The sequence below is a fragment of the Synechococcus sp. BIOS-E4-1 genome, assembly GCF_014279995.1.
Classification (GTDB): Bacteria; Cyanobacteriota; Cyanobacteriia; order PCC-6307; family Cyanobiaceae; genus Synechococcus_C.
The window spans coordinates 2529652-2553388 of the sequence record NZ_CP047935.1; the positions used below are offsets into that span (position 1 = coordinate 2529652).

Here is a 23737-nt window from a genome sequence, read left to right on the forward strand (position 1 = left end):
GGCCCCCTTAGCGTGAGCGCAGTTATCTCGCTTTCGTCTGTGGTTCCTGGCCGGTTGTCCAAGCAATGGGTTCTCAGGTGGTTGGGAACCCTTTCCATTGCCCTGTCATTCATTCTTCTGCCGGCCCGGGTGCTTGCCGCATCCAATGCGCTTCCCGGCACCCACAGCTTCGTGGCTGATGCAGTGCGCAACGTTGCTCCTGCAGTGGTGCGAATCGATACAGAGCGCGTGGTGGAACGCCAGCCCTTCGACCCCAATCTGATCGACCCGCTGCTGAGGGATTTGCTCGGCGAGCCAGGCTACGGACCTGAGCGTCAACGTGGTCAGGGTTCCGGGGTTGTGATCGACCGGCAGGGGCTGGTGCTCACCAATGCCCATGTTGTGGAACAGGTGGAGGAGGTCAATGTCACCCTGGCCGACGGCGATCAGAGAGATGGTGTCGTCATCGGGCGTGACCCGGTTACGGATCTGGCGCTGGTCCAGCTGGAGGGGGACGACTCACCCAAGCCGGCCAGGCTCGGTGACTCCGATGCTCTGGATGTCGGAGACTGGGCCATCGCCTTGGGCACGCCCTACGGCCTGGAGCGGACCGTGACCCTCGGAATTGTCAGCAGCCTGCATCGCAACATCAGCAGCCTCGGTTTCAACGACAAGCGTCTTGACTTGATTCAGACCGACGCTGCGATCAATCCCGGAAATTCAGGAGGCCCTCTGGTGAATGCCGATGGCCGAGTGATCGGTATCAACACGTTGGTTAGATCCGGCCCCGGGGCTGGACTTGGCTTTGCCATCCCCATCAACCTTGCGAGCCGCGTTGCTGAGCAGCTGCAGCAGGCCGGGGAGGTTGTTCATCCCTATCTTGGGCTTCAGTTGATCGCTCTGACGGAGAGAATCGCTAGAGAGCACAACCGGGATCCCAATGCGCTGGTTGAGCTGCCGGAACGATCTGGTGCTTTGGTTCAGTCTGTGCTGCCGGATAGTCCTGCTCAGCGCGCTGGCCTGCGTCGCGGCGATTTGGTGGTCAAGGCAGGAGATGTTCCTGTTGATGATCCCCAGACACTGCTTCAGCAGGTTGATCAGGCTGAGATCCATCAGCCCTTGACTCTGCAGATCATCCGTGGAGAAAAAGACCTGGAGCTGTCTGTTAAGCCCGAGCCATTACCGGGCTTCGGATAAAACCCTTGCTACGGTCTCGCCGGTTTAATCCTGAGTGATGTCAGATCTTCAGAACCAGATGAAAAAGGCCGTCGCAGAAGTGGCGGTCGAACAGTTCCGTGACGGCATGATCGTGGGTCTGGGATCGGGTTCCACTGCAGCGCTGATGATCAAGGGACTCGGGCAGCGCCTGGCTTCAGGACAGCTCAAGGACATCGTCGGCGTCACCACGTCGTTTCAGGGAGAAGTGCTGGCTGCTGAGCTGGGAATCCCCCTGCGCAGCCTGAATGCTGTGGATCGGATTGATCTGGCCATCGATGGTGCCGATGAGGTGGATCCATCCTTCCAGCTGATCAAGGGCGGTGGTGCATGCCACGTTCAGGAGAAGCTTGTTGCCGCTCGCGCGGAACGTTTCATTGTGGTTGTGGATTCCACCAAGCTTGTCGAGCGACTCAACCTCGAATTTCTTCTGCCGGTTGAGGTTCTGCCGGGAGCCTGGCGTCAGGTTCAGCAGCAATTGGCCGCGATGAACGGAAAAGCTGAATTGCGCATGGCGAATCGCAAGGCTGGACCAGTGGTGACCGATCAGGGCAATCTCGTTCTGGATGTCCGCTTTGAAGGCGGGATTTCAGGCCCTGTGGATCTGGAGCGAAGCATCAACAACATTCCCGGTGTTCTGGAGAATGGTTTGTTCGTGAACCTTGCCGATGAGGTGCTGGTGGGTGAAGTCAACGACGGCGTGGCCGCTGTTCGTCGACTGGACAAGGCTGGCTGACTGTCAGTCCAGCCGGACCTTCACCGAGTTCGCATGGCTGTGCAGTCCTTCGCTGCCGGCCAGTTCAACCACCGCTCCGCCAGTGGCTTCGAGGGCTTCACGGCTGAATTCGATCATTGAGGTGTGGCGCATGAAGGTCTCCACGCTCAGCGCACCGCTGTAACGGGCCGAACCGCATGTGGGCAGGGTGTGATTTGGGCCTGCCAGGTAATCGCCGACCGCTTCAGGGCTCCAGGGACCGATGAAGATGGCGCCTGCCTGCTGAATGCGATCTGCCAGCATCCGTGGCCGCTCCACCAGCAGTTCCAGGTGTTCCGGTGCAAATCGATCGCTGAGGCGCGCGCAGGTTTCCAGGTTGTCGCAGACCACGACCAGCCCCCACTGACCGAGGGATTGCCTGCAAATGGCCTCACGCGGATGCTTGCTCAACTGAGCTGCGAGCTCCGCGGGCAGAGCATCAGCCAAAGACTGGGACGTGGTGAGCAGGATGGCTGCAGCCAGTGGATCGTGTTCCGCCTGAGCCAGGAGATCCGAAGCGACCTGAGCGACGCAGGCCGAGTCATCGGCGATCACCAGCACTTCGCTGGGGCCGGCGAGGGAGTCGATGCCGACTTGCCCATAGACCAGCTTTTTGGCGAGTGTCACGTAGAGATTGCCCGGCCCGCTGATGACATCGACGCAGGGGACGGTTTGGGTGCCAAGGGCAAGAGCGGCGACCGCCTGGGCCCCTCCGATTCGATACACCTCCTGCACACCCGCCAGGTGTGCTGCCGCCAGAACCGTGCGGTTCACTTGGCCATCGCGTCCTGCCGGGGTGACCATCACCAGTTTTTCCACACCGGCGGCCCTTGCCGGAACCGCATTCATCAGCACCGTGCTCGGGTAGGAGGCTCGACCGCCAGGTACGTAGAGACCGGCGGCCTGCACCGGTCGCCATCGCCGTCCCAATCGTTCGCCGTGAACGCCTTGCACATCAAGGTCCTGTGGCTTCTGACGCTGATGAAAATCCTGGATCCGACGATGGGCGAGTTCCAGGGCATCCCTCAAATTCGCAGGACTTTTGTCCCAGGCTTGTTTCAGCTCAATCGCTGGAACGCGAAGCGGCTCCGGACGGAAACCATCGAATTGTTCGGTGAGCGCCATTAGGGCACGGTCGCCTTCACTGCGCACGCGTTCGATGATGGATTCGACCGTTGCGGTTGCCTCCCTCTGGGCCTGGCCAGTCGTACGGGTTGAAATCCGATCGAGCTGGTGCTCAGCCCCCGCTGCGCTCTCGAGGCATCTGGGCAGACCGTTCGCCGCTGGCTCCGTGCTCAGGGTGGTCATCAACGCCCGCTGTCAGGTCTCTTCAAGCTAGGGCCACCACGGATGATCTCGATGGGGTCCATGGGGTCCCTGAGTTAAGATTATGGATTGTCGATGAGAAATCCGCCTCTGTGGCCAATAACAAGTCCTCAAAGAAGCGCGTCGAGATCGCCGAGCGCAATCGCCTCGAGAACAAGGCCTATAAATCCGCCATGCGCACCCTCATGAAGCGCTGCCTGAGTGCCTGTGACGCCTACACCGCTAGTCCAGGCGATGAGGCCAAAGCCGGTGTTCAATCCAGCATGAATGCTGCATTCAGCAAGATCGACAAAGCTGTGAAGCGTGGTGTGCTGCATCGCAACACCGGTGCCCACCAGAAAGCCCGACTTACGGTTGCTGTGAAAAAAGCGATTGACCCCGCTCCTGCAGCAGGCTGAATGCCGATCACTGGTTGGGTTCGACTGAACTCAATCCCTGCAGAATGGATCCTGAAGGCGCGTTTCAGGATCCGATGTCCACTCCGGTGTTAATCGACAGTCACTGTCACATCGTCTTTCGTAGCTTTGAAGAGGATCTCGAGGCTGTGGCTGAGCGTTGGCGTGGTGCTGGTGTGAAGTCGCTCCTGCATGCCTGTGTCGAACCGAGTGAGATCCCTGCCATCCGCTCGCTGGCGGATCGATTCCCGGAGATGCGTTACTCCGTCGGTGTCCATCCACTCGATACCGAGCACTGGAGTCAGGACACAGCCGATGTGTTGCGCCTGGCAGCGCTCGATGACAGTCGGGTGGTGGCCATTGGCGAGCTCGGTCTGGATCTCTTCCGCGACAAAAATCTGGATGAACAGCTTGCAATCCTGCGGCCCCAGCTCGACCTGGCCGTGGAGCTCAACCTGCCGGTGATCATCCATTGCCGTGATGCGGCAGAACCGATGTTGACCGAACTGCGCGCGCGAAGGCTCGAAGGACGTTGTCCCGCCGGAGTGATGCATTGCTGGGGAGGAACCCCAGAGGAGATGCATCAGTTTCTGGAGCTGGGGCTGTACATCAGCTTCAGCGGCACCGTGACATTTCCTAAGGCGGTTCCCACCCATGATTGTGCGCAGCAGGTTCCTCAGGATCGATTCCTGGTGGAGACCGATTGCCCTTTTCTGGCACCGGTTCCCCGCCGGGGTAAACGCAATGAGCCTGCTTTCGTGGCTTCGGTAGCCACGCGTGTCGCTGAGCTGCGCCAGCAGTCGCTCGAGCAGGTTGCTCAGGACAGCACTGCCAATGCAAGGCGTCTGTTCAGGCTTCCCTGACCTTGCAGACTGCGGTACCGCTAAAGTGTAAGATGACTTATTGGCCTGGCCAAGCATGGTTCTCTGTGCTTGGGCTCCCGAAGCGTCCATTACCGTCCGGTGCATTGACGACGTCAGCCGTTCTGACCCGAGTCTTCTAAAGCCAGTGATCGCGGAGGTCGTCCCTTCTAGAGGGATGGCAGCCGCTGTTTTGGCTGAAAGCTCACTCCTTGGTTGAACCGGCTGTCTCCTTCAGGCCCCACTGTCCCCTCCGATACCTGCAGGTCTCCGCATGAGCAGCAGCGCGATTCAGGTCGCCAAGACCGCCACCTATCTGCCCGATCTGGTGGAGGTACAGCGTGCCAGTTTCAAGTGGTTTCTTGAGAGAGGTCTGATCGAGGAGCTCGAGAGCTTCTCGCCGATCACCGATTACACCGGCAAGTTAGAACTCCATTTCGTCGGTAGCGAGTACCGACTGAAGCGTCCTCGCCATGATGTGGAAGAGGCCAAACGTCGTGATGCGACGTTTGCCTCACAGATGTATGTGACCTGCCGGCTGGTCAACAAGGAGACCGGTGAGATCAAGGAACAGGAGGTGTTCATCGGCGAGCTGCCGTTGATGACCGAGCGGGGGACGTTCATCATCAACGGCGCAGAGCGCGTGATCGTGAATCAGATCGTGCGCAGCCCTGGTGTCTATTTCAAGGATGAAATGGACAAGAATGGGCGTCGTACCTACAACGCCAGCGTCATCCCCAACCGCGGGGCCTGGTTGAAGTTCGAGACCGATAAGAACGATCTGCTGCATGTCCGGGTTGACAAGACTCGCAAGATCAACGCCCACGTGCTGATGCGCGCCATGGGGCTGTCGGACAACGATGTGATCGACAAGCTCCGGCATCCGGAGTACTACAAAAAGTCGATTGAAGCCGCCAACGACGAGGGCATCAGCTCCGAGGATCAGGCTTTGCTCGAGCTTTACAAGAAGCTGCGTCCGGGTGAGCCGCCATCAGTCAGTGGTGGTCAGCAGCTGCTGCAGACCCGTTTCTTTGATCCCAAGCGCTACGACCTTGGCCGGGTGGGCCGTTACAAGATCAATAAGAAACTTCGTCTTACCATCCCCGACTCCGTGCGCACCCTCACCCACGAGGATGTGCTTTCAACCCTTGATTACCTGATCAATCTTGAGCTGGATGTCGGTGGTGCCAGCCTCGATGACATCGATCATCTGGGCAATCGCCGGGTCCGCTCGGTGGGTGAGCTGCTTCAGAACCAGGTGCGTGTGGGTCTGAACCGCCTTGAGCGAATCATCAAGGAACGCATGACCGTTGGTGAGACCGACTCGCTCACCCCTGCCCAGCTGGTCAATCCCAAGCCGCTTGTCGCTGCCATCAAGGAGTTCTTCGGCTCCAGTCAGCTGAGTCAGTTCATGGATCAGACCAATCCTTTGGCTGAACTCACGCACAAGCGACGCATTTCAGCGCTTGGCCCAGGTGGTCTGACACGGGAGCGTGCTGGCTTCGCTGTTCGTGATATTCATCCTTCCCACTACGGACGTCTCTGCCCGATCGAGACACCCGAGGGTCCCAATGCTGGCCTGATCAATTCACTCGCAACCCACGCCAGGGTGAACGAATACGGCTTTATCGAAACCCCGTTCTGGAAAGTCGAGAACGGTCGGGTGCTCAAGCAGGGCGATCCGATCTATCTATCGGCAGACCTCGAGGACGAATGCCGTGTCGCTCCTGGAGATGTGGCGACCGACAGCGATGGAACGATTCTCGCGGATCTGATTCCTGTCCGATATCGGCAGGATTTTGAAAAGGTCCCCCCCGAGCAGGTCGATTACGTGCAGCTCTCACCCGTGCAGGTGATCTCCGTTGCCACCTCCCTGATTCCCTTTCTGGAGCACGACGACGCCAACCGCGCACTGATGGGCTCTAACATGCAGCGTCAGGCCGTTCCGCTGTTGCGTCCGGAGCGACCGCTTGTGGGAACAGGTTTGGAAACCCAGGTCGCCCGCGACTCGGGCATGGTTCCGATCACCCGTGTGAACGGCACTGTGACCTTCGTCGACGCCACTGCGATTGTGGTCCAGGACGAGGAAGGTCTCGAACATACTCACTTCCTTCAGAAATACCAGCGTTCCAATCAGGACACTTGTCTGAACCAGCGTCCGATTGTTCGCCAGGGAGACCAGGTGATCGTGGGCCAGGTGCTTGCTGATGGATCTGCCTGTGAAGGCGGTGAGATCGCTCTCGGTCAGAACGTGCTGATCGCTTACATGCCCTGGGAGGGCTACAACTACGAGGACGCCATCCTTGTCAGTGAGCGTCTGGTCAATGATGACCTTTACACCTCGGTGCATATCGAGAAGTATGAGATCGAGGCCCGTCAGACCAAGCTGGGTCCGGAAGAGATCACCCGAGAGATTCCCAACGTTGCGGAGGAAAGCCTCGGCAACCTCGATGAAATGGGCATCATCCGCATCGGCGCATTCGTCGAAAGCGGCGACATACTTGTCGGCAAGGTCACGCCGAAGGGTGAATCCGATCAACCACCTGAGGAGAAACTGCTTCGTGCGATCTTCGGTGAAAAAGCCCGTGATGTTCGCGACAACTCACTGAGGGTGCCAAGCACCGAACGTGGACGTGTCGTGGATGTGCGCATCTATACCCGTGAACAGGGTGATGAGCTGCCGCCCGGCGCGAACATGGTGGTGCGTGTTTATGTGGCCCAACGCCGCAAAATTCAGGTTGGCGACAAGATGGCCGGTCGCCACGGCAACAAGGGAATCATCAGCCGCATCCTCCCCCGTGAGGACATGCCTTACCTGCCCGATGGCACTCCTGTGGACATCGTGCTGAACCCTCTCGGCGTTCCCAGCCGCATGAATGTCGGACAGGTCTTCGAGCTGCTCATGGGTTGGGCCGCGTCCAACCTCGACTGCCGTGTGAAGGTTGTGCCCTTCGACGAGATGTATGGCGCGGAGAAGTCTCAACAAACTGTTGAGGCCTTCCTGAAGACCGCAGCCAAACAGCCCGGCAAGGAGTGGATCTACAACCCGGATGACCCCGGCAAGCTCCAGCTGATCGATGGACGTACCGGTGAGCCATTTGATCAACCTGTCGCCGTTGGTTACTCCCACTTCCTCAAGCTGGTTCACCTGGTGGATGACAAGATCCACGCCCGCTCGACTGGCCCTTACTCACTTGTGACTCAGCAACCTCTGGGGGGCAAGGCCCAGCAGGGTGGCCAGCGTCTTGGAGAAATGGAGGTGTGGGCTCTCGAGGCCTATGGAGCCGCCTACACCCTTCAGGAGCTGCTCACCGTCAAGTCCGACGACATGCAAGGTCGCAACGAAGCTCTCAACGCCATTGTCAAGGGCAAGCCGATCCCGCGTCCGGGAACCCCGGAATCCTTCAAGGTGCTGATGCGCGAGCTTCAGTCGCTGGGCCTGGACATCGCCGTCTTCACCGATGAAGGCAAAGAAGTGGACCTGATGCAGGACGTGAATCCACGTCGCAGCACCCCCAGCAGGCCCACCTACGAATCCCTGGGCGTCGCTGACTACGACGAGGACTGACGGATCAACGAACGAACCGACAAACCGCTCCCTCTTCCTTAACCGTCAATGACCAACAGCAACCTTCGGACCGAGAACCACTTCGATTACGTCAAGATCACACTCGCCTCGCCCGACCGGGTGATGGAGTGGGGTCAGCGCACCCTGCCCAACGGACAGGTGGTGGGTGAAGTCACCAAGCCGGAGACCATCAACTACCGAACCCTCAAGCCAGAGATGGACGGGTTGTTCTGCGAAAAGATCTTCGGCCCGTCCAAGGACTGGGAATGCCACTGCGGCAAATACAAGCGGGTGCGTCACCGCGGCATCGTCTGTGAGCGCTGCGGCGTAGAGGTCACTGAAAGTCGGGTGCGCAGGCATCGCATGGGCTTCATCAAGCTTGCCGCTCCTGTCTCTCATGTCTGGTATCTGAAGGGCATTCCCAGCTACGTGGCAATCCTTCTGGACATGCCTCTGCGCGATGTCGAGCAGATTGTTTACTTCAACTGCTACGTGGTCCTTGACCCAGGTGATCACAAGGATCTCAAGTACAAACAGTTGCTCACCGAGGACGAGTGGCTGGAGATCGAGGATGAGATCTATGCCGAAGATTCCGAGATTGAGAATGAGCCGGTGGTCGGAATCGGTGCGGAAGCGCTGAAGCAGCTGCTGGAAGACCTCACTCTCAATGAGGTGGCTGAACAGCTGCGTGAGGAAATCGCCAGCAGCAAGGGTCAGAAACGAGCCAAGCTGATCAAGCGCCTGCGCGTCATCGATAACTTCATCGCCACGAATGCCCGTCCGGAGTGGATGGTGCTCGATGTGATTCCGGTGATTCCTCCCGATCTGCGCCCGATGGTGCAGCTGGATGGCGGTCGTTTCGCCACCTCTGACCTCAATGACCTCTATCGCCGGGTCATCAACCGCAACAACCGGCTTGCGCGTCTGCAGGAAATTCTTGCCCCGGAGATCATCGTCCGCAATGAAAAGCGGATGCTGCAGGAGGCCGTGGACGCTTTGATCGACAACGGTCGACGCGGCCGCACCGTTGTCGGTGCCAACAACCGCCCCCTCAAGTCACTCAGCGACATCATTGAGGGCAAGCAGGGTCGTTTCCGTCAGAACCTGCTGGGCAAGCGTGTCGACTACTCCGGTCGTTCCGTGATCGTGGTGGGTCCGAAACTGAAGATGCATCAGTGCGGTCTGCCCAAGGAGATGGCGATCGAGCTGTTCCAGCCCTTCGTGATTCATCGCCTGATCCGTCAGAACATTGTCAACAACATCAAGGCTGCCAAGAAGCTCATCCAGCGTGCTGATGATGAGGTGATGCAGGTGTTGCAGGAGGTGATCGAGGGGCATCCGATCATGCTCAACCGTGCTCCGACCCTGCACCGACTGGGTATCCAGGCTTTTGAGCCCAAACTTGTGGATGGCCGCGCCATCCAGCTCCATCCCCTCGTCTGTCCGGCATTCAACGCCGACTTTGACGGTGACCAGATGGCCGTTCATGTGCCGCTGGCGATCGAAGCCCAGACCGAGGCACGCATGTTGATGCTGGCCAGCAACAACATCCTCTCTCCTGCCACCGGCGAACCGATCATCACGCCGTCTCAAGACATGGTGCTAGGCGCCTATTACCTGACGGCGCTTCAGCCGCAGATGAGCCCGATTGAATTCGGGGATCGCAGCCGGACCTTCTCCGACTTGGAGGACGTGATTCATGCCTTCGAGGACAAACGCCTCGGATTGCACGATTGGGTCTGGGTTCGCTTCAACGGCGACGTTGAGGACGATGACGAGCGCGATGAGCCCTTGAAGAGTGAATCTCTGTCCGATGGCACGCGGCTCGAGCAGTGGACCTACCGCCGCGACCGTTTTGATGAGGAAGGCGCTCTGATCAGCCGCTACGTCCTCACGACTGTGGGCCGTGTGGTGATGAATCACACCATCATTGATGCAGTGGCAGCCACCTGAACGATTAAGACCGATCCACTCCATAAACACGATTTCTCAGCGCTGTCATGACCTCCACCCCCTCCAAATCCCGTAAGTCCTCCAAGTCTTCCAAGGCGGCCAAGGCGGCCAAGGCTGCGGCTGCCGCAGCGAAGGAAGCCCGCGCTTTGGCCAAGACCCCACCACCCTTTCGCAATCGTGTGGTGGATAAAAAGGGTCTGAAACAGCTGGTTGCCTGGGCCTACAAGCACCACGGCACGGCGGCCACTTCCGCCATGGCTGACCAGCTCAAGGATCTTGGCTTCAAATACGCCACCCAGGCTGCAGTGTCCATTTCGGTGGACGATCTGAAGGTTCCCGAGGCGAAACAGGATCTTCTGGGAGAGGCGGAAGAGTTGATCACGGCAACCGAGGAGTCCTATCGCCTTGGTGTGATTACGGAGGTTGAGCGTCACACCAAGGTCATTGACACCTGGACCGAGACCAACGAGCGCTTGGTGGATGCGGTCAAGAAGAACTTCAACCAGAACGATCCACTCAATTCGGTGTGGATGATGGCCAACTCCGGTGCCCGGGGAAACATGTCCCAGGTGCGCCAGCTGGTCGGCATGCGCGGCCTGATGGCCAATCCTCAGGGGGAGATCATTGACCTGCCGATCCGCACCAATTTCCGTGAAGGCCTGACCGTCACCGAGTACGTCATCTCCTCCTATGGCGCCCGCAAGGGTCTGGTGGACACGGCACTGCGTACGGCTGATTCCGGTTACCTCACCCGACGTCTTGTGGATGTCGCGCAGGACGTGATTGTGCGCGAGGACGATTGCGGCACAACGCGTCTGATCGTTGTGAAGGCTGAGAACGGTAAGTTCGGCAATCGCCTGGTAGGTCGTCTAACCGCTGATCAGGTGGTGTCTGCCGAGGGTGAGGTGCTCGCCGAGCGCAACACTGAAATCGACCCGCCTCTCTCTCAGCGGATCCAGAAGGCTGGGGTTGAGGCGGTGAGTGTGCGCTCGCCGCTCACCTGTGAGGCCAACCGCTCGGTCTGCCGTAAGTGCTACGGCTGGGCTCTGGCCCACAACGAACTGGTGGACCTCGGAGAGGCCGTCGGCATCATCGCTGCCCAGTCGATTGGTGAGCCCGGAACGCAGCTCACGATGAGAACGTTCCACACCGGTGGTGTGTCAACGGCGGAATCCGGCGTGGTCCGCTCCAAGGTGGAGGGCACTGTTGAGTACGGCGCCAAAGCACGCGTGCGTCCTTACCGCACCCCCCATGGAGTTGACGCCCAGCAAGCTGAGGCTGATTTCAAGCTCACCATCAATCCCTCCGGCAAGGGCAAGGCTCAGAAGATCGAGATCACCAGCGGTTCGCTGCTGTTTGTAGACAACGGTCAGGAGATCGCCGCGGACGTGACCGTCGCTCAGATCGCCGCCGGTGCCGTCAAGAAGAGTGTTGAGAAGGCCACCAAGGACGTGATCTGTGATCTGGCTGGACAGGTCAGCTATGACCCCACCATTCAGCCCAGGGAAGTCACTGACCGCCAGGGCAACATCACCCACAAGGCACAACGTCTCGGAAGGATGTGGGTGCTTGCTGGGGATGTCTACAACCTTCCCCCCAATGCCCAGCCTGTGGTCACAGCTGGTGCTCAGGTCACGGCAGGCCAGGTGCTCGCGGAAGCCAGCCAGGCCAGTGAGTACGGCGGCGCCGTTCGCCTGCGAGACGCCCTTGGTGATTCACGTGAGGTGCAGATCGTCACCACCTCGATGACCCTGCGTGACTTCAAGCTGCAGGGTGAATCCACCCATGCTGGCGAGATCTGGAATCTGGAGGCCAAAGACGGCACCCGTTACCGCCTCAATACGATCCCAGGCAGCAAGATCGGCAGTGGCGAAGTCGTCGCTGAACTCAACGACGATCGCTTCCGCACCCAGACCGGTGGACTGGTTCGTTTCGCTCCCGGCCTGGCCATCAAGAAGGCCCGATCCGCCAAAAACGGTTACGAGGTCAATAAGGGTGGAACCCTGCTCTGGATTCCTCAGGAAACCCATGAGATCAACAAGGACATCTCCCTGCTGATGATCACAGACGGTCAGTGGATCGAAGCCGGTACTGAAGTGGTCAAGGACATCTTCAGCCAGACGGCCGGCATCGTCACCGTCACTCAGAAAAACGACATCCTGCGCGAGATCATCGTGCGCAGCGGCAGCTTCCATCTCTGCACTGAGAAAAAAGCTCTCGAGCGTTTCACCGGCGACGGTGTCATGGTCAATCCGGGTGAACCGATCGCCAAGGGCATCAGCAGCGACGCCATGGTGTATGTGCAAACCGTTGAAACTCCGGAGGGCTCAGGTCTGCTGCTTCGCCCGATTGAGGAATACACCATTCCGAATGAGGCACAGCTCCCTGATCTCGGACACGTCAAGCAACCAAATGGTCCTCACCTCGGCCTGAAGGCCACTCAGCGCCTGTCGTTCAAAGACAACGAGTTGGTCAAGTCTGTTGAGGGTGTCGAGCTGCTGCGCACACAGCTGATGCTTGAGACATTCGATACCACCCCACAGATGACTGTGGATGTGGAACGAGTGCCTGACAGGCGTGCCAAGACGATCGAACGTCTCCAGTTGGTGATATTGGAGAGTATTCTCGTCCGCCGCGACACGATTTCCGACTCCAGTCACGGTTCCACCCACACCGAACTCCAGATCGAGGATGGTCAGTCGATCAAGGCCGGCGATGTGGTGGCCACCACTCAGATCCTCTGCAAGCAGGAGGGTGTGGCTCAGATGCCTGAAGCCACTGAAAGTGAGCCTGTGCGTCGCTTGATTGTGGAGCGTGCGGAAGACACCGTCACCATCAGTACCTCCGCCAAGCCTGTCGTGACTGTGGGGCAGCGCATTGTTGACGGTGACCTTCTCGCTGAAGGCCAGCTCGCGGATTGCTGTGGCGAGGTGGAACGGGTGGATGGCAAGGCTGTCACGCTTCGTCTCGGCCGTCCTTACATGATTTCACCGGACTCCCTCCTGCATGTTCGCGACGGGGATCTGGTTCAGCGAGGCGATGGTCTTGCATTGCTGGTGTTTGAACGCCAGAAGACCGGTGACATCGTTCAGGGTCTGCCCAGAATCGAGGAGCTGCTGGAAGCCCGGCGTCCTCGGGAATCAGCGATTCTCTGCAAGAAGCCCGGCACGGTCGAGATCAAGCAGGGTGAAGACGATGAAACAACTGTGGTGACAGTCATCGAGACCGATGATGCCATCGGCGAGTATCCGATCCTGCTGGGTCGCAACGTGATGGTCAACGATGGCCAGCAGGTCACAGCCGGCGAGCTGTTGACGGACGGTCCGATCAATCCTCATGAGCTGTTGGAGTGTTTCTTCGAGGATCTGCGCAGTCGCAAGCCGCTGATGGATGCAGCCCAAGAGGCGATCGCCAACCTGCAACATCGCTTGGTGACTGAAGTCCAGAACGTCTACAAATCCCAGGGCGTGTCGATCGACGACAAACACATTGAGGTGATCGTGCGTCAGATGACCAGCAAAGTGCGGGTTGAGGATGCAGGCGACACCACCTTGCTGCCCGGCGAATTGATTGAGCTTCGTCAGGTGGAGGACACCAATCAGGCGATGTCGATCACCGGAGGCGCTCCCGCCGAATTCACTCCGGTTCTGCTGGGGATCACCAAAGCCTCCCTCAATACCGACAGCTTCATCTCCGCCGCCTCTTTCCAGGAGACGACAAGGGTTCTGACTGAAGCCGCCATCGAGGGCAAGAGCGACTGGCTCCGCGGTCTCAAGGAAAACGTGATCATCGGGCGCCTGATTCCCGCAGGCACCGGTTTCAGTGGTTTCGAAGAGGAACTGCGTGCGGAAGCCGGCCCCCATCCCGACATTCTTGCTGAGGATCCCGTCGGTTACCGCCGCATGCAGAACCTGCGTCCCGATTACACCGTCGACATGCCCGCCGCTCCAGTGAAAGATGCCACGGCAGTTCTGGATGACCCCAGCGATGCCGATCTGGAGGCCACTCGTAGCCGTCATGGCATTGAGGGTGGTGCCAACTTCGCCGCATTCGCACGCCCTGATGCTGACAATGAGCTGAAGGAAGAGCAGGTGGTTGATGCCGAGGCCGTGGAAGGGCTTCAGGAGGAGGGGCTTCTCAGCGATGAGTGAAATCTGCGGTCGCCGCCGCGCCCATCACCCTGTCCCTTTCAAACTGTGCGCTGAAGCCGACTCTGTCCATGCTTGAACCCACCACGATTCCCGTTCGTCGTCTGCCCCGCTATGGGTTTCACACCCATACCGAGCGTCTCAACGGACGCATGGCCATGCTCGGATTCATCGCCTTGCTTGCCGTGGAAATCAAGCTTGGGCATGGGCTTCTGATCTGGTGAGCAAAGCTCTGCTCGGTCGCAGCGCGGCCGAGCTTCAGGACTGGGTGGTGTCCCAGGGGCAGAAAGCTTTCCGAGGGCGTCAGCTCCACGATTGGCTTTATTCCAAGGGTGCTCGTTCTCTCGACGACATTACTGTTCTGCCCAAGGCCTGGCGCGCCACGCTCAGCGATCAGGGTGTGAGCATCGGCCGCTTGAAAGAGGTGCATCGTTCAGTGGCATCCGATGCCACCACCAAGCTGCTGCTGGCCACCGATGACGGTGAAACCATCGAAACGGTGGGCATTCCCACGGATCAACGTCTTACTGTCTGTGTGTCCAGTCAGGTGGGCTGCCCGATGGCATGCCGTTTCTGCGCGACTGGAAAAGACGGGTTGCAGCGTTCACTGCGTACCCACGAAATTGTCGATCAGGTGCTCAGTGTGCGGGAGGTGATGGATCGCCGTCCCTCTCACATCGTGTTCATGGGGATGGGTGAACCTCTGCTCAACAGCCGTGCCGTCCTGGAAGCGATCCGTTGCCTCAGTGATGATTTGGGCATCGGCCAGCGCCGGATCACTGTGAGCACCGTTGGCGTGCCAAAAACATTGCCTCAGCTTGCTGAGCTGGCCATTGAAACCCTGGGCAGAGCTCAGTTCACCCTGGCGGTGAGTTTGCACGCACCTAATCAGCAGTTGCGGGAGGATCTCATCCCAACCGCCAAGTTCTACCCCTATGACGTTCTGCTCGACGACTGTCGCCACTACCTGGAGGTCACAGGCAGACGGGTGAGCTTCGAATACATCCTGCTTGGAGAACTCAATGACCGGCCAGAGCATGCCGAGGAACTGGCTGACCGTGTCGGGGGTTTTCAGAGTCACGTCAATTTGATTGCCTACAACCCGATTGAGGAAGAAGAGTTTCAGCGTCCATCCCGTGAACGTATTGAAGGATTCCGCCGTGTGCTTGAAAGGCGCGGTGTGGCCGTGAGCCTGCGCTCCAGTAGGGGCCTCGACCAGGATGCGGCCTGTGGCCAGCTGAGGAGATCGCGACAGCAGTAAGGGAGACTGCGACTATCTGCGCGGCTCCATGGCTCCGATCGACTGGACCATTCTGATCGTGTATCTGGCAGCCACGCTGGCCCTCGGTCTCTGGCTGGCGCGACGCAATCGGGACGAAGACGATTACTTCGTGGCAGGCCGACGTCTCAGCGGCTGGCTCGCTGGTGCATCAATGGCGGCCACAACGTTTTCAATCGATACGCCCCTTTATGTAGCAGGGATCGTGGGCACGCGAGGCCTCGCGGCGAACTGGGAGTGGTGGGGTTTTGGGCTTGCGCATGTCGCGATGGCCGTGGTGTTCGCACCCTTATGGCGGCGCAGCGGGGTGCTCACGGATGCTGCTTTCACGGAGTTGCGCTATGGCGGCCCTGCAGCTGCCTGGCTGCGAGGTATCAAGGCCTTTCTGCTGGCGCTGCCGGTGAACTGCATCGGCATCGGCTATGCCTTTCTCGCCATGCGCAAGGTGGTCGAAGCGCTTGGCATCGTCTCTGATCAGCCGATAGTTGCAGCCGGTGGCCTTTCGGACACTCTGCTGCTGTTGATCATTGTGGCTGTTCTCGTGCTCGCTTACACCGTCGCCGGTGGATTGTGGGCCGTGGTGATCACCGATTTCATTCAGCTCCTGCTGGCGCTTCTGGGGGCAGCCGCTGTGGCATGGGCGGCAGTTCATGCGGCCGGGGGGATGGAATCGCTGCTGGATCAGCTGGATGCGCTGGGTCGCCCAGAACTGCTGTCGATTGTTCCCTGGCGCTGGGGTCCTGAAGGCTTCTCCTGGATCGGCGGCGCGGGGATCAGTGTCTCTACTTTTCTCGCTTATCTCACCGTGCAGTGGTGGAGTTTCCGCCGCAGTGACGGTGGTGGTGAGTTCATCCAACGGATGCTGGCCACGAAGGATGAACAGCAGGCGCGGCTCGCTGGCTGGGTGTTTTTGGTGGTCAACTATCTGCTGCGCAGCTGGCTCTGGGTGATCGTGGCCCTGGCTGCCCTGGTGCTGCTTCCTGACCAGGCTGACTGGGAACTCAGCTACCCGACACTCGCGGTTCAGTTTTTGCCTCCTGTGGTACTCGGACTGGTGGTGGTCTCCCTGGTGGCAGCCTTCATGAGCACCGTGAGTACATCCGTGAACTGGGGAGCCAGCTACCTCACCCATGATCTGTATCAACGCTTTCTGAGGCCGAATGCCTCTCAGCGGGAGCTTCTGCTGGTGGGTCAGCTCATGAGTGTGATGTTGCTTGTGCTTGGCGTGGTCACAGCCCTGATCAGCGACAGCATCGGCACGGTGTTCCGGCTCGTGATCGCCATCGGCACCGGACCTGGTGTGGTGCTCGTTCTGCGCTGGTTCTGGTGGCGGATCAATGCTGCAGCTGAGCTGGCCGCCATGCTCTGCGGTTTTGTGGTGGGCCTGGTGACCTCGGTTGTTCCTCTGCTTCAGATCGCTGATTACGGAGAACGCCTGATGGTCACCACAGCTCTCACGGCCTTGATCTGGATCACGGTGATGTTGCTGACCCCCCCGGAGTCCCCAGCGGTTCTGGAACGTTTCGTGCTTCAGGTTCGTCCTCCTGGACCTGGCTGGAGCCGATGGCGTGGTGGCCTTGATGCGACCGCTTCGGAATCCCTCTCAGACCTTCTTGCCCGCTTCCTGTTCAGTTCCGGACTGCTTTTCGGCGCTCTGCTTGGATCAGGGGCATTCCTGTTGCATCAGCAGCAGCTGGGTTGGTTCGGCCTGGTTCTGGCAGTGGCTTCTCTGATGCTTCTTCGCTGGATCGGGCGATCCGCCGCTCCGGTCTGATCGGGCGGCAGTCACAATGTTTGGACATCCGTCAGCGATTTGGCTTTTTTCCGCAGCACTCTGCTTCCCATTCTGATCGTGGCACTGTTCGCGCTGGCCCTTGTCGCTGTGAGCGCTCGCATCTGGCTTCCGGGCGACATGCTGGCGCCCGCTCCGATCAGCTGAGATTACGATCGGACCATGGGCGATTCATCCAGCATCCAGAACGAGGACCTCATGGCTGAGCTGGCCATCGATCCTGATGTGCTGGAGCGAGAACTCGCCGCAGAACTCATGGGTGATCCTCTCGATGAGATTGCCCCGGATGATCCGGAAGGTGATGCCCTGGAGGCGGTTCGAGCCTGTGATGAGGGCCTGGAATGGCTCAAACAGGGGCATGATCAGCGCCTTCAAGGGTTGAGGGTCTTCTGTGAACATCGTGACCCTCGTGCCGTCCCACTGCTCCTGCCACTGCTCGACGAAACCTGTCCTGTGGTGCGCATGAGTGCTGTTTACGCACTGGGTCGGAACCCTTCCCTGCAGGCTGTGGAAGCTCTGCTGCGGCTTCTGCAGCTGGACAGCAACGCCTATGTGCGCAAGGCCACGGCATGGAGCCTCGGTAATTACCCGGATGCTCCTGTACTCAATCCATTGATCAGGGCTTTGCAGGTGGATGTGGCATCGGTGCGTCTCTGGGCTTCGGTGTCACTGGCGGAGGCGGGAAGCACCACTTCTGTGAAGGCTGATCTCGCGGCAGGTCAGCTGCTGTTGAGCCTGCGGATTGACAGTGAACCCGTTGTGCGCAGCAACTGCATCTGGGCCCTGGGCCGACTGCATGATCAGCTTGTCAAGCCACGCCAGGATGAGATGGTCGAGGCTTTCGTGGCAGCTCTGCTTCAGGATCGTGAGACGACGGTGCGCGATGAAGCCCGTACGGCCCTCGAGCAGCTCGATAATCCCGAGCTCGTGGATCGTCTCCAGACTCTGCTGGACGAAGGTCTGTTGATCTGATCTGATCCCGTTACAGGGAACTCCGGCACCTACGACTTCCCTTTAACATGCGAACAATTCTGTGATGGTGCATGCCTCAGCGCACAGTGCGATTTCGAATCCGCCCCGACGGTCGAGTTGAGGAGCGGGTTGAAGGTGTCACTGGTGATGGCTGCCTGCAACTCACAGATCGTCTTGAGGCAGCGCTTGGCACTGTCGAACGGCGTCAGCCCACTTCTGAGGCTTTCACCTCAACCCAGCCTGTCACTCAGTCCCAGTCCGTCGAGCCTTCCTGATGTCTCATTTCAGTACCGTTAAAACCGAACTCCGTCAGCTGGCTCCGCTGCGTGGGGCTCTCGAGGATCTGGGTTACACGCCTGGCGACACTCAGCAGACCGTTCGTGGTTACAAAGGTCAGACCGTCGAAGCAGAGCTCGCAGTTGCCGTTGACGGCGGTGCCGACTTCGGCTTCCGCTGGAATGAAACAAACCATGCTTACGAGTTCGTTACGGATTTGGATCTTTGGCGCCAGCCCGTACCGGTTGAGCGGTTCTTGTCGCGTCTGACCCAGCGCTATGCACTGAGGTCAGTGCTGGAAGCCACTCGTCATGAGGGATTTGATGTCACAGAGCAACGTGATTGCCAGGATGGATCTATTGAGCTGGTTGTGACCCGTTGGGACGCCTGAACCAGTTCCCTCTGACAGCAACGTTGATTCGTGATTGATCCAGCAGCTGCCGCCTATCTTGCAGAGTCCTTTGATCAGGATGAGCGAACAGGTTTTGAGCCTGTCCTGGGTGGTGCGCTCCAGTCAAAGGCGGTCTGGGTTGATGAGGCGGCCTGCATCGGTTGCCGCTACTGCGCTCACGTGGCCACGAATACCTTCGTGATTGAGCCACATCTCGGTCGTTCCCGGGCAATTCGACAGGATGGTGACCCATCTGACTGCATCCAGGAAGCGATCGAGACCTGTCCTGTGGACTGCATCCACTGGGTTGCTTTCAATGATCTTCCAGGGCTGAAGCGTCAGCTGGATGCCCAGGAACTTCTGCCGATGGGAGTCCCCTCGCCGGCTCGACCACTTCGTCAGCTCCCTCGCAACACCCATCACGGCTGATGGAGAGCTCTGGTCTGCCAACCCGTCGCTTTGGGCGCACAGAGATTTCAATGCCAGTGCTGTCACTGGGTGGCATGCGCTTTCAGCAGAGCTGGAGTGATCTTGATGCCGATGCGATCACCACTCAATCCCAGCGGTTGTTGCAGAGCACCCTCCAACGAGCGGTGCAGACGGGCTTCCATCATGTGGAAACCGCACGCCACTACGGCAGTTCAGAACGACAGCTTGGCTGGGCTCTGCCGGATTCTCCCGATCCCTCGCGAATCCTGCAGACCAAGGTGCCACCCCAGTCAGATCCGAAACTTTTCGAAGCCGATCTCGAACTGTCCTTCACCCGTCTTGACGTGGATCGTGTCGATCTGCTCTCGATTCACGGCATTAATCTTCATTCCCATCTCGATCAGACGATCCGACCCGGCGGCTGCCTTGATGTGGTGCGTCGCTGGCAGGCCGAAGGCAGGATCGGTCATGTGGGATTTTCCACTCATGGAGACACCGCGTTAATCGTCGATGCCATCGAAACGGGTGTTTTCGATTACGTGAACCTGCACTGGTACTTCATCCGTCAGGACAACGAACCGGCAATCGCAGCAGCCAGTCTTCAGGACATGGGTGTGTTCATCATCAGCCCCACTGATAAAGGAGGGCATCTGCACACCCCCGGCCCACGACTGCTGGAGCTCACGGATCCCCTGCATCCGATTGTTTTCAATGACCTCTTCTGTCTCCGTGATCCGCGGGTTCACACGTTGAGCGTCGGGGCGGCCTGTCCTCAAGACCTTGATCTGCACCTTGAGGCGGTATCCCTGCTGGATCAGGCCATGGAGTTGGTGGCGCCGATCGAATCCCGTCTTCGCATGGCGGAATGTGATGCCCTTGGTGCGTCATGGCTGACAAGCTGGAGAAAGGGATTACCGGAATGGCAGAACACGCCAGGTGAGATCAACCTGCCGATATTGCTTTGGCTTCATAACCTGCTGGAGGCATGGGATCTGGATGGCTTTGTCAAGGCCCGTTACGGCCTGCTTGGTCGTGCTGGTCATTGGTTCCCGGGAGCCAATGCCGATGAGCTGGATGCCAGCGTGAGTGAGGAGCTGCTGTTGTCGGTTCTGAATGACAGTCCATGGAGAGACCGCATCCCCAGCCTGCTGCGCAGCCTGCGTGAGCGGGCTGGTGGCTCCGCTCAGGAGCGGCTGTCCGCGTCTTGAACCCCCAGCGGCATTTTGCTGGGCAGGCCTGTGGCGCGCGGATAGGCCCTGGGTGTTTCAGCTTCGGGTCCAATCCTGATCAGGGTCCGACCTCCTCTGTCGGATGGAAGTTCCATGCGTTGCAACTTCAGGGAGCGAGCTTTCAGAAGTTTCAGTGCCGATTGGAGCTCAATCTCATCCGCATCGTTCCAGCGCCCGCGGTAAAGCAAGGCCTCTCCGCTCCTGTGCAACAACGGCACCAGGTATTCCGCCACCACAGGAGCTGCGCCGACGGCGCGGGCCATCGCAAGATCAAAAGTTCCTCGACAGCTCTGATCCTGACCAGTGCGTTCCACCCGTTCAGTGCGGACCAACACCCGATCGCCCAGGCCCAGCGACTGTGCCATTGCAGCTACGGCAGCAGTTTTGCGTCCCACTGAATCCACCAGGGTCAGCTCAGCGCCTGGAAGAGCAATGGCCACAGCCAGCCCGGGGAAGCCTCCACCTGTGCCGACATCAATGCAGCGGCGTGGAATGTCTGGGCTCATCAGCTCAGGCAACAGAGGCCAGAGGCTGTCGAGAACCTGAGCGATCCAGAAATCTTCCCCCTGCACCAGCCGGGTGAGATTGACGCGGCTGTTCCAGTCTTGAAGCAACTGTTGCAGTTGAATCAACTGCCTCAGCTGTCCGGCATCAGGGCTCCATCCGAGCAACGACCAGAGCTCGGCTCCCGGATTGGCAAACGGCGATGTATCCGGCATGGCGGCCTAACCGTCACACCTTTCTAGAATGGCGCTGAAGCCCAAGGTGCTGCTGAACGCAATGGCCCCTCAGGCTCAGAACATAACCTATTACGAGCGTCTGGGTGTCTCTCGCAGTGCTGATGCTGATTCTTTGCGTCAGGCCTTCCGCCGCCTGAGCAAGGCGGTGCATCCAGACACGACCCATTTGCCTGCACAGGATGCGGCTCGCCAGTTCAGGCTTCTGCGAGAAGCCTATGAGCAGCTCGCTGATCCACGCCGCCGCCGCGTCTACGACGCGGCTCTGCGGGAGAGCGAAGCAATACAGCAGACCGTGATTCCATCTCTGCCGGTGCCGCATGCGATCGGTCAGCGTCGTCCCCTCTCCGGTGGTGAGTGGCTGTCGCTGCTGCTGCTGCTGGGATCACTGCTGCTTTGTCTGCTGCTTGGGGTGGGTGTGGCCTTGAGCCGAGGACTTGAACTTCAGGTGCAGCCGAGTTGGCTTGTGGAGGAGCAGACTCAGCTGACTGGTGCGCAGCCCGGAGATTCCGATGGCATCACTCCCCTCAGCGGACACGCCGCTCAATCAGCATTCCCTGCGGGCACTTGAGCAGTGGTTGCAGGCGCTGGGTGCCACCCGCAGTGATCAGGACCCCTGCGACTGGATCTGGGAGCAGCCTTCCTGGAGTGCTGTGGTGCGACTCGATCAGCAGGATCTCGGTGTGACCTGGACTTCGGAGCGCCCCCCCCGCTCTTGTTCCTACCCCTATGGCCTCACCCGAGCGGATGTGGAAACCGCAATTCGTCTCGGCCCCTGATCTCCAAGGGCTTGTATCGGCACTTACGTGCAGGGGAGATTATCCAGTCCGCTGTGCAGAGCGTCGTAGCACTGATCCAGCTGGGCGTCGCTGATGCAGAGCGGCGGCAGCAGATAGACGACATCCCCGAGCGGACGGATCAAAACACCCTGCTCTCTCACCAGACCCCGGAGCAGCTTGCCCGCAGGATTGAGATAACCCTGCTCACCGCCGGTCACCAGGTCAAACGCGGCAATGGTGCCGCAGAGCCTGACGCGTTGCACCCTGGGATGGCCGACCAGCCGTTCCATTCTGGTCTGATGGCGTTGTTCGAACTGCTCATGACAGGCCGGGTCCGCTTCGAGCAAATCCAAGCTGGCATTGGCCGCTGCGCAGCCCAGTGGGTTGGCCGTGAAGCTGTGACCATGCCACAGCGTTTTGGTTGGATCGCTGCCGAGGAACTCCTGAAAGATCGCCTCGCTGGCCATCGTGATTCCCATCGGCAGGAATCCGGCGGTGAGTCCTTTGGACAGTGCCACAAGATCCGGCTGAATCCCTGCGCGCTGGCAGGCCAGCAGGCGGCCGCAACGACCAAAACCGGCGAGGACCTCATCGGCGATCAGCAGGCTGCCGGCGTGTCTGACCAGTTGTTCCACGGCTTGCAGGAACTGGGGGCGAACCATGCGCATGCCGCCAGCACCCTGGATGAGCGGTTCGAGGATCACCGCTGCGGTGGGCGTTTGCAGTGCTTGCGCCAGGTCATCGAGAGCCTGCTGTTCACTGGCTTCCACCGCCTGGTCATTCCAGTGGGTCTGGGGCCAGGGGACTCGCCTCACCGGAAACAGCATCGGATCAAACGGTTCGCTGAACAGACTGCGTGCTCCGACCGCCATCGCTCCGAAGGTGTCGCCGTGATAGGCCCCTTCAAATGCGATCAGTTGCTGGCGTGGTTCGCCGCGGTTGTGCCACCACTGCACGGCGGTTTTGAGGGCTACTTCCACAGCGGTGGAACCGTTGTCTGAGAAAAAGACACGATCCAGGCCAGTGCGCTGGGCCAAGCGCGATGCCAGCCGTTCTGCCTGCGGATGGGTGAATTCCGCGAAGATCACTTGTTCAAGCGTGGCGGCCTGCTCGGCGATTGCGGCAGCAACAACCGGGTTGGCATGGCCGTGAAGCGTGACCCACCAGCTGCTGATCGCATCAATGAGAGGTGGTCCTTCAGCTCGATAGAGCAGGGCCCCTTCGCCTCGTACCACCTGCTCGAGAGCCGGGGTGGTTGTGATCGATGTGAAGGGTGGCCAGAGGTTGGGGTGATGGTTCCGTGACACTGGGCACGCTTGAAGGCCTGTTGTCATCATGGGCACAGGATTGCGAGGCCAGCCATGGCCATGAATCAGACCGATCAAAGCCGGGTGCGGTCGACTTCCAATCGATTTGTGGAGCCGGCCTCACAGCGCCCCCGCTGTGGTCCTGGCAGTGATGGTTGTCGCAGCATCTTTTTTGAAGGTGGATGGCCCTCGATCAAGGCGCGGCTTGAAATGCGTGGATGGTCGCCCTCCCAGATCGAACAGATCCATGAACAGCTTCGTCAGGGATGGACTCTGACCATGGCCGTGCGTCATGTGGCGCTGTTGATGGGCAGATGCCCACTGCGATCACGACCGATGGGCTGAGAT

The 23737-nt window shown here is 59.4% G+C and carries 22 protein-coding genes; 19 read left to right on the top strand and 3 right to left on the bottom strand.

Annotation, left to right across the window (positions count from 1 at the left end):
• Window positions 1-102: 102 nt before the first annotated feature.
• Window positions 103-1176 carry a trypsin-like peptidase domain-containing protein gene (locus tag SynBIOSE41_RS13820; protein ID WP_255476059.1) on the top strand — a complete coding sequence of 358 codons (1074 nt, stop codon included), beginning with the start codon at window positions 103-105 and terminating at the stop codon, window positions 1174-1176.
• A 37-nt stretch (window positions 1177-1213) separates the two neighbouring features.
• Complete coding sequence (rpiA, locus tag SynBIOSE41_RS13825; protein WP_186538355.1) at window positions 1214-1930, top strand: ribose-5-phosphate isomerase RpiA; 717 nt, start codon at window positions 1214-1216, stop codon at window positions 1928-1930.
• A 3-nt stretch (window positions 1931-1933) separates the two neighbouring features.
• Here rpiA and hisD read toward each other — a convergent pair whose 3' ends face one another.
• Window positions 1934-3256, bottom strand: coding sequence for a histidinol dehydrogenase (hisD, locus tag SynBIOSE41_RS13830; RefSeq protein ID WP_186538357.1), 1323 nt, complete (start codon window positions 3254-3256; stop codon window positions 1934-1936).
• A 110-nt stretch (window positions 3257-3366) separates the two neighbouring features.
• Between hisD and rpsT the strand changes: the two genes are divergently transcribed.
• The 14 genes from rpsT to SynBIOSE41_RS13895 all read left to right on the top strand — a co-directional run bounded on the left by rpsT (window position 3367) and on the right by SynBIOSE41_RS13895 (window position 20545).
• The gene (gene rpsT / locus SynBIOSE41_RS13835; RefSeq protein WP_186538358.1) at window positions 3367-3672 is read left to right on the top strand and encodes a 30S ribosomal protein S20; all 306 of its coding nucleotides are present in this window, start codon (window positions 3367-3369) and stop codon (window positions 3670-3672) included.
• A gap of 74 nt (window positions 3673-3746) precedes the next feature.
• The gene (locus SynBIOSE41_RS13840) at window positions 3747-4532 is read left to right on the top strand and encodes a TatD family hydrolase (RefSeq protein WP_186541238.1); all 786 of its coding nucleotides are present in this window, start codon (window positions 3747-3749) and stop codon (window positions 4530-4532) included.
• 271 nt (window positions 4533-4803) lie between these two features.
• A complete protein-coding gene (gene rpoB / locus SynBIOSE41_RS13845; RefSeq protein WP_066911056.1) occupies window positions 4804-8097 on the top strand; it encodes a DNA-directed RNA polymerase subunit beta in 3294 nt (1097 codons plus the stop codon).
• A 48-nt stretch (window positions 8098-8145) separates the two neighbouring features.
• Window positions 8146-10050: a DNA-directed RNA polymerase subunit gamma gene (locus SynBIOSE41_RS13850; protein ID WP_186538360.1), complete on the top strand. Its 1905-nt coding sequence runs from the start codon at window positions 8146-8148 to the stop codon at window positions 10048-10050.
• A gap of 47 nt (window positions 10051-10097) precedes the next feature.
• Window positions 10098-14201, top strand: a complete 4104-nt coding sequence (locus SynBIOSE41_RS13855; protein ID WP_186538361.1) for a DNA-directed RNA polymerase subunit beta' — start codon at window positions 10098-10100, stop codon at window positions 14199-14201.
• A 68-nt stretch (window positions 14202-14269) separates the two neighbouring features.
• The gene (locus tag SynBIOSE41_RS13860; protein WP_066911119.1) at window positions 14270-14422 is read left to right on the top strand and encodes a high light inducible protein; all 153 of its coding nucleotides are present in this window, start codon (window positions 14270-14272) and stop codon (window positions 14420-14422) included.
• Window positions 14419-15459, top strand: a complete 1041-nt coding sequence (gene rlmN, locus SynBIOSE41_RS13865) for a 23S rRNA (adenine(2503)-C(2))-methyltransferase RlmN (RefSeq protein ID WP_186538363.1) — start codon at window positions 14419-14421, stop codon at window positions 15457-15459. Before SynBIOSE41_RS13860 ends, rlmN begins: the two co-directional genes overlap by 4 nt.
• A 28-nt stretch (window positions 15460-15487) precedes the next feature.
• Window positions 15488-17251, top strand: a complete 1764-nt coding sequence (locus SynBIOSE41_RS13870) for a sodium:solute symporter family protein (RefSeq protein ID WP_186538365.1) — start codon at window positions 15488-15490, stop codon at window positions 17249-17251.
• A 39-nt stretch (window positions 17252-17290) separates the two neighbouring features.
• Window positions 17291-17416: a hypothetical protein gene (locus SynBIOSE41_RS18165; RefSeq protein WP_255355652.1), complete on the top strand. Its 126-nt coding sequence runs from the start codon at window positions 17291-17293 to the stop codon at window positions 17414-17416.
• 15 nt (window positions 17417-17431) lie between these two features.
• A complete protein-coding gene (locus SynBIOSE41_RS13875; RefSeq protein WP_186538367.1) occupies window positions 17432-18241 on the top strand; it encodes a HEAT repeat domain-containing protein in 810 nt (269 codons plus the stop codon).
• Window positions 18242-18312: 71 nt separating this feature from the next.
• Complete coding sequence (locus tag SynBIOSE41_RS13880; RefSeq protein ID WP_066911040.1) at window positions 18313-18516, top strand: DUF2997 domain-containing protein; 204 nt, start codon at window positions 18313-18315, stop codon at window positions 18514-18516.
• Entirely contained in the window at window positions 18516-18908 is a 393-nt protein-coding gene (locus SynBIOSE41_RS13885; RefSeq protein WP_066911036.1) for a DUF1257 domain-containing protein, read from the top strand. The genes SynBIOSE41_RS13880 and SynBIOSE41_RS13885 overlap by 1 nt, the downstream gene beginning before the upstream one ends.
• Window positions 18909-18938: 30 nt before the next feature.
• A complete protein-coding gene (locus SynBIOSE41_RS13890) occupies window positions 18939-19337 on the top strand; it encodes a ferredoxin (protein ID WP_186538368.1) in 399 nt (132 codons plus the stop codon).
• 50 nt (window positions 19338-19387) lie between these two features.
• A complete protein-coding gene (locus tag SynBIOSE41_RS13895) occupies window positions 19388-20545 on the top strand; it encodes an aldo/keto reductase (RefSeq protein ID WP_255475780.1) in 1158 nt (385 codons plus the stop codon).
• Here SynBIOSE41_RS13895 and rsmG read toward each other — a convergent pair.
• Window positions 20521-21285, bottom strand: a complete 765-nt coding sequence (gene rsmG / locus SynBIOSE41_RS13900; protein ID WP_066911027.1) for a 16S rRNA (guanine(527)-N(7))-methyltransferase RsmG — start codon at window positions 21283-21285, stop codon at window positions 20521-20523. The two genes, SynBIOSE41_RS13895 and rsmG, sit on opposite strands and share 25 nt — an antisense overlap.
• Before the next feature lie 28 nt (window positions 21286-21313).
• Here rsmG and SynBIOSE41_RS13905 point away from each other — a divergent pair, with 28 nt between their 5' ends.
• Window positions 21314-21874: a J domain-containing protein gene (locus tag SynBIOSE41_RS13905; RefSeq protein WP_255475781.1), complete on the top strand. Its 561-nt coding sequence runs from the start codon at window positions 21314-21316 to the stop codon at window positions 21872-21874.
• Window positions 21816-22082: a DUF3143 domain-containing protein gene (locus SynBIOSE41_RS13910; RefSeq protein ID WP_231857169.1), complete on the top strand. Its 267-nt coding sequence runs from the start codon at window positions 21816-21818 to the stop codon at window positions 22080-22082. The genes SynBIOSE41_RS13905 and SynBIOSE41_RS13910 overlap by 59 nt, the downstream gene beginning before the upstream one ends.
• A gap of 23 nt (window positions 22083-22105) precedes the next feature.
• Here the strand turns inward: SynBIOSE41_RS13910 and bioA are convergent, their stop codons facing one another.
• A complete protein-coding gene (bioA, locus tag SynBIOSE41_RS13915) occupies window positions 22106-23389 on the bottom strand; it encodes an adenosylmethionine--8-amino-7-oxononanoate transaminase (protein WP_255475782.1) in 1284 nt (427 codons plus the stop codon).
• 60 nt (window positions 23390-23449) lie between these two features.
• Here bioA and SynBIOSE41_RS13920 point away from each other — a divergent pair, with 60 nt between their 5' ends.
• The gene (locus tag SynBIOSE41_RS13920; RefSeq protein ID WP_255475783.1) at window positions 23450-23734 is read left to right on the top strand and encodes a hypothetical protein; all 285 of its coding nucleotides are present in this window, start codon (window positions 23450-23452) and stop codon (window positions 23732-23734) included.
• Window positions 23735-23737 lie beyond the last annotated feature (3 nt).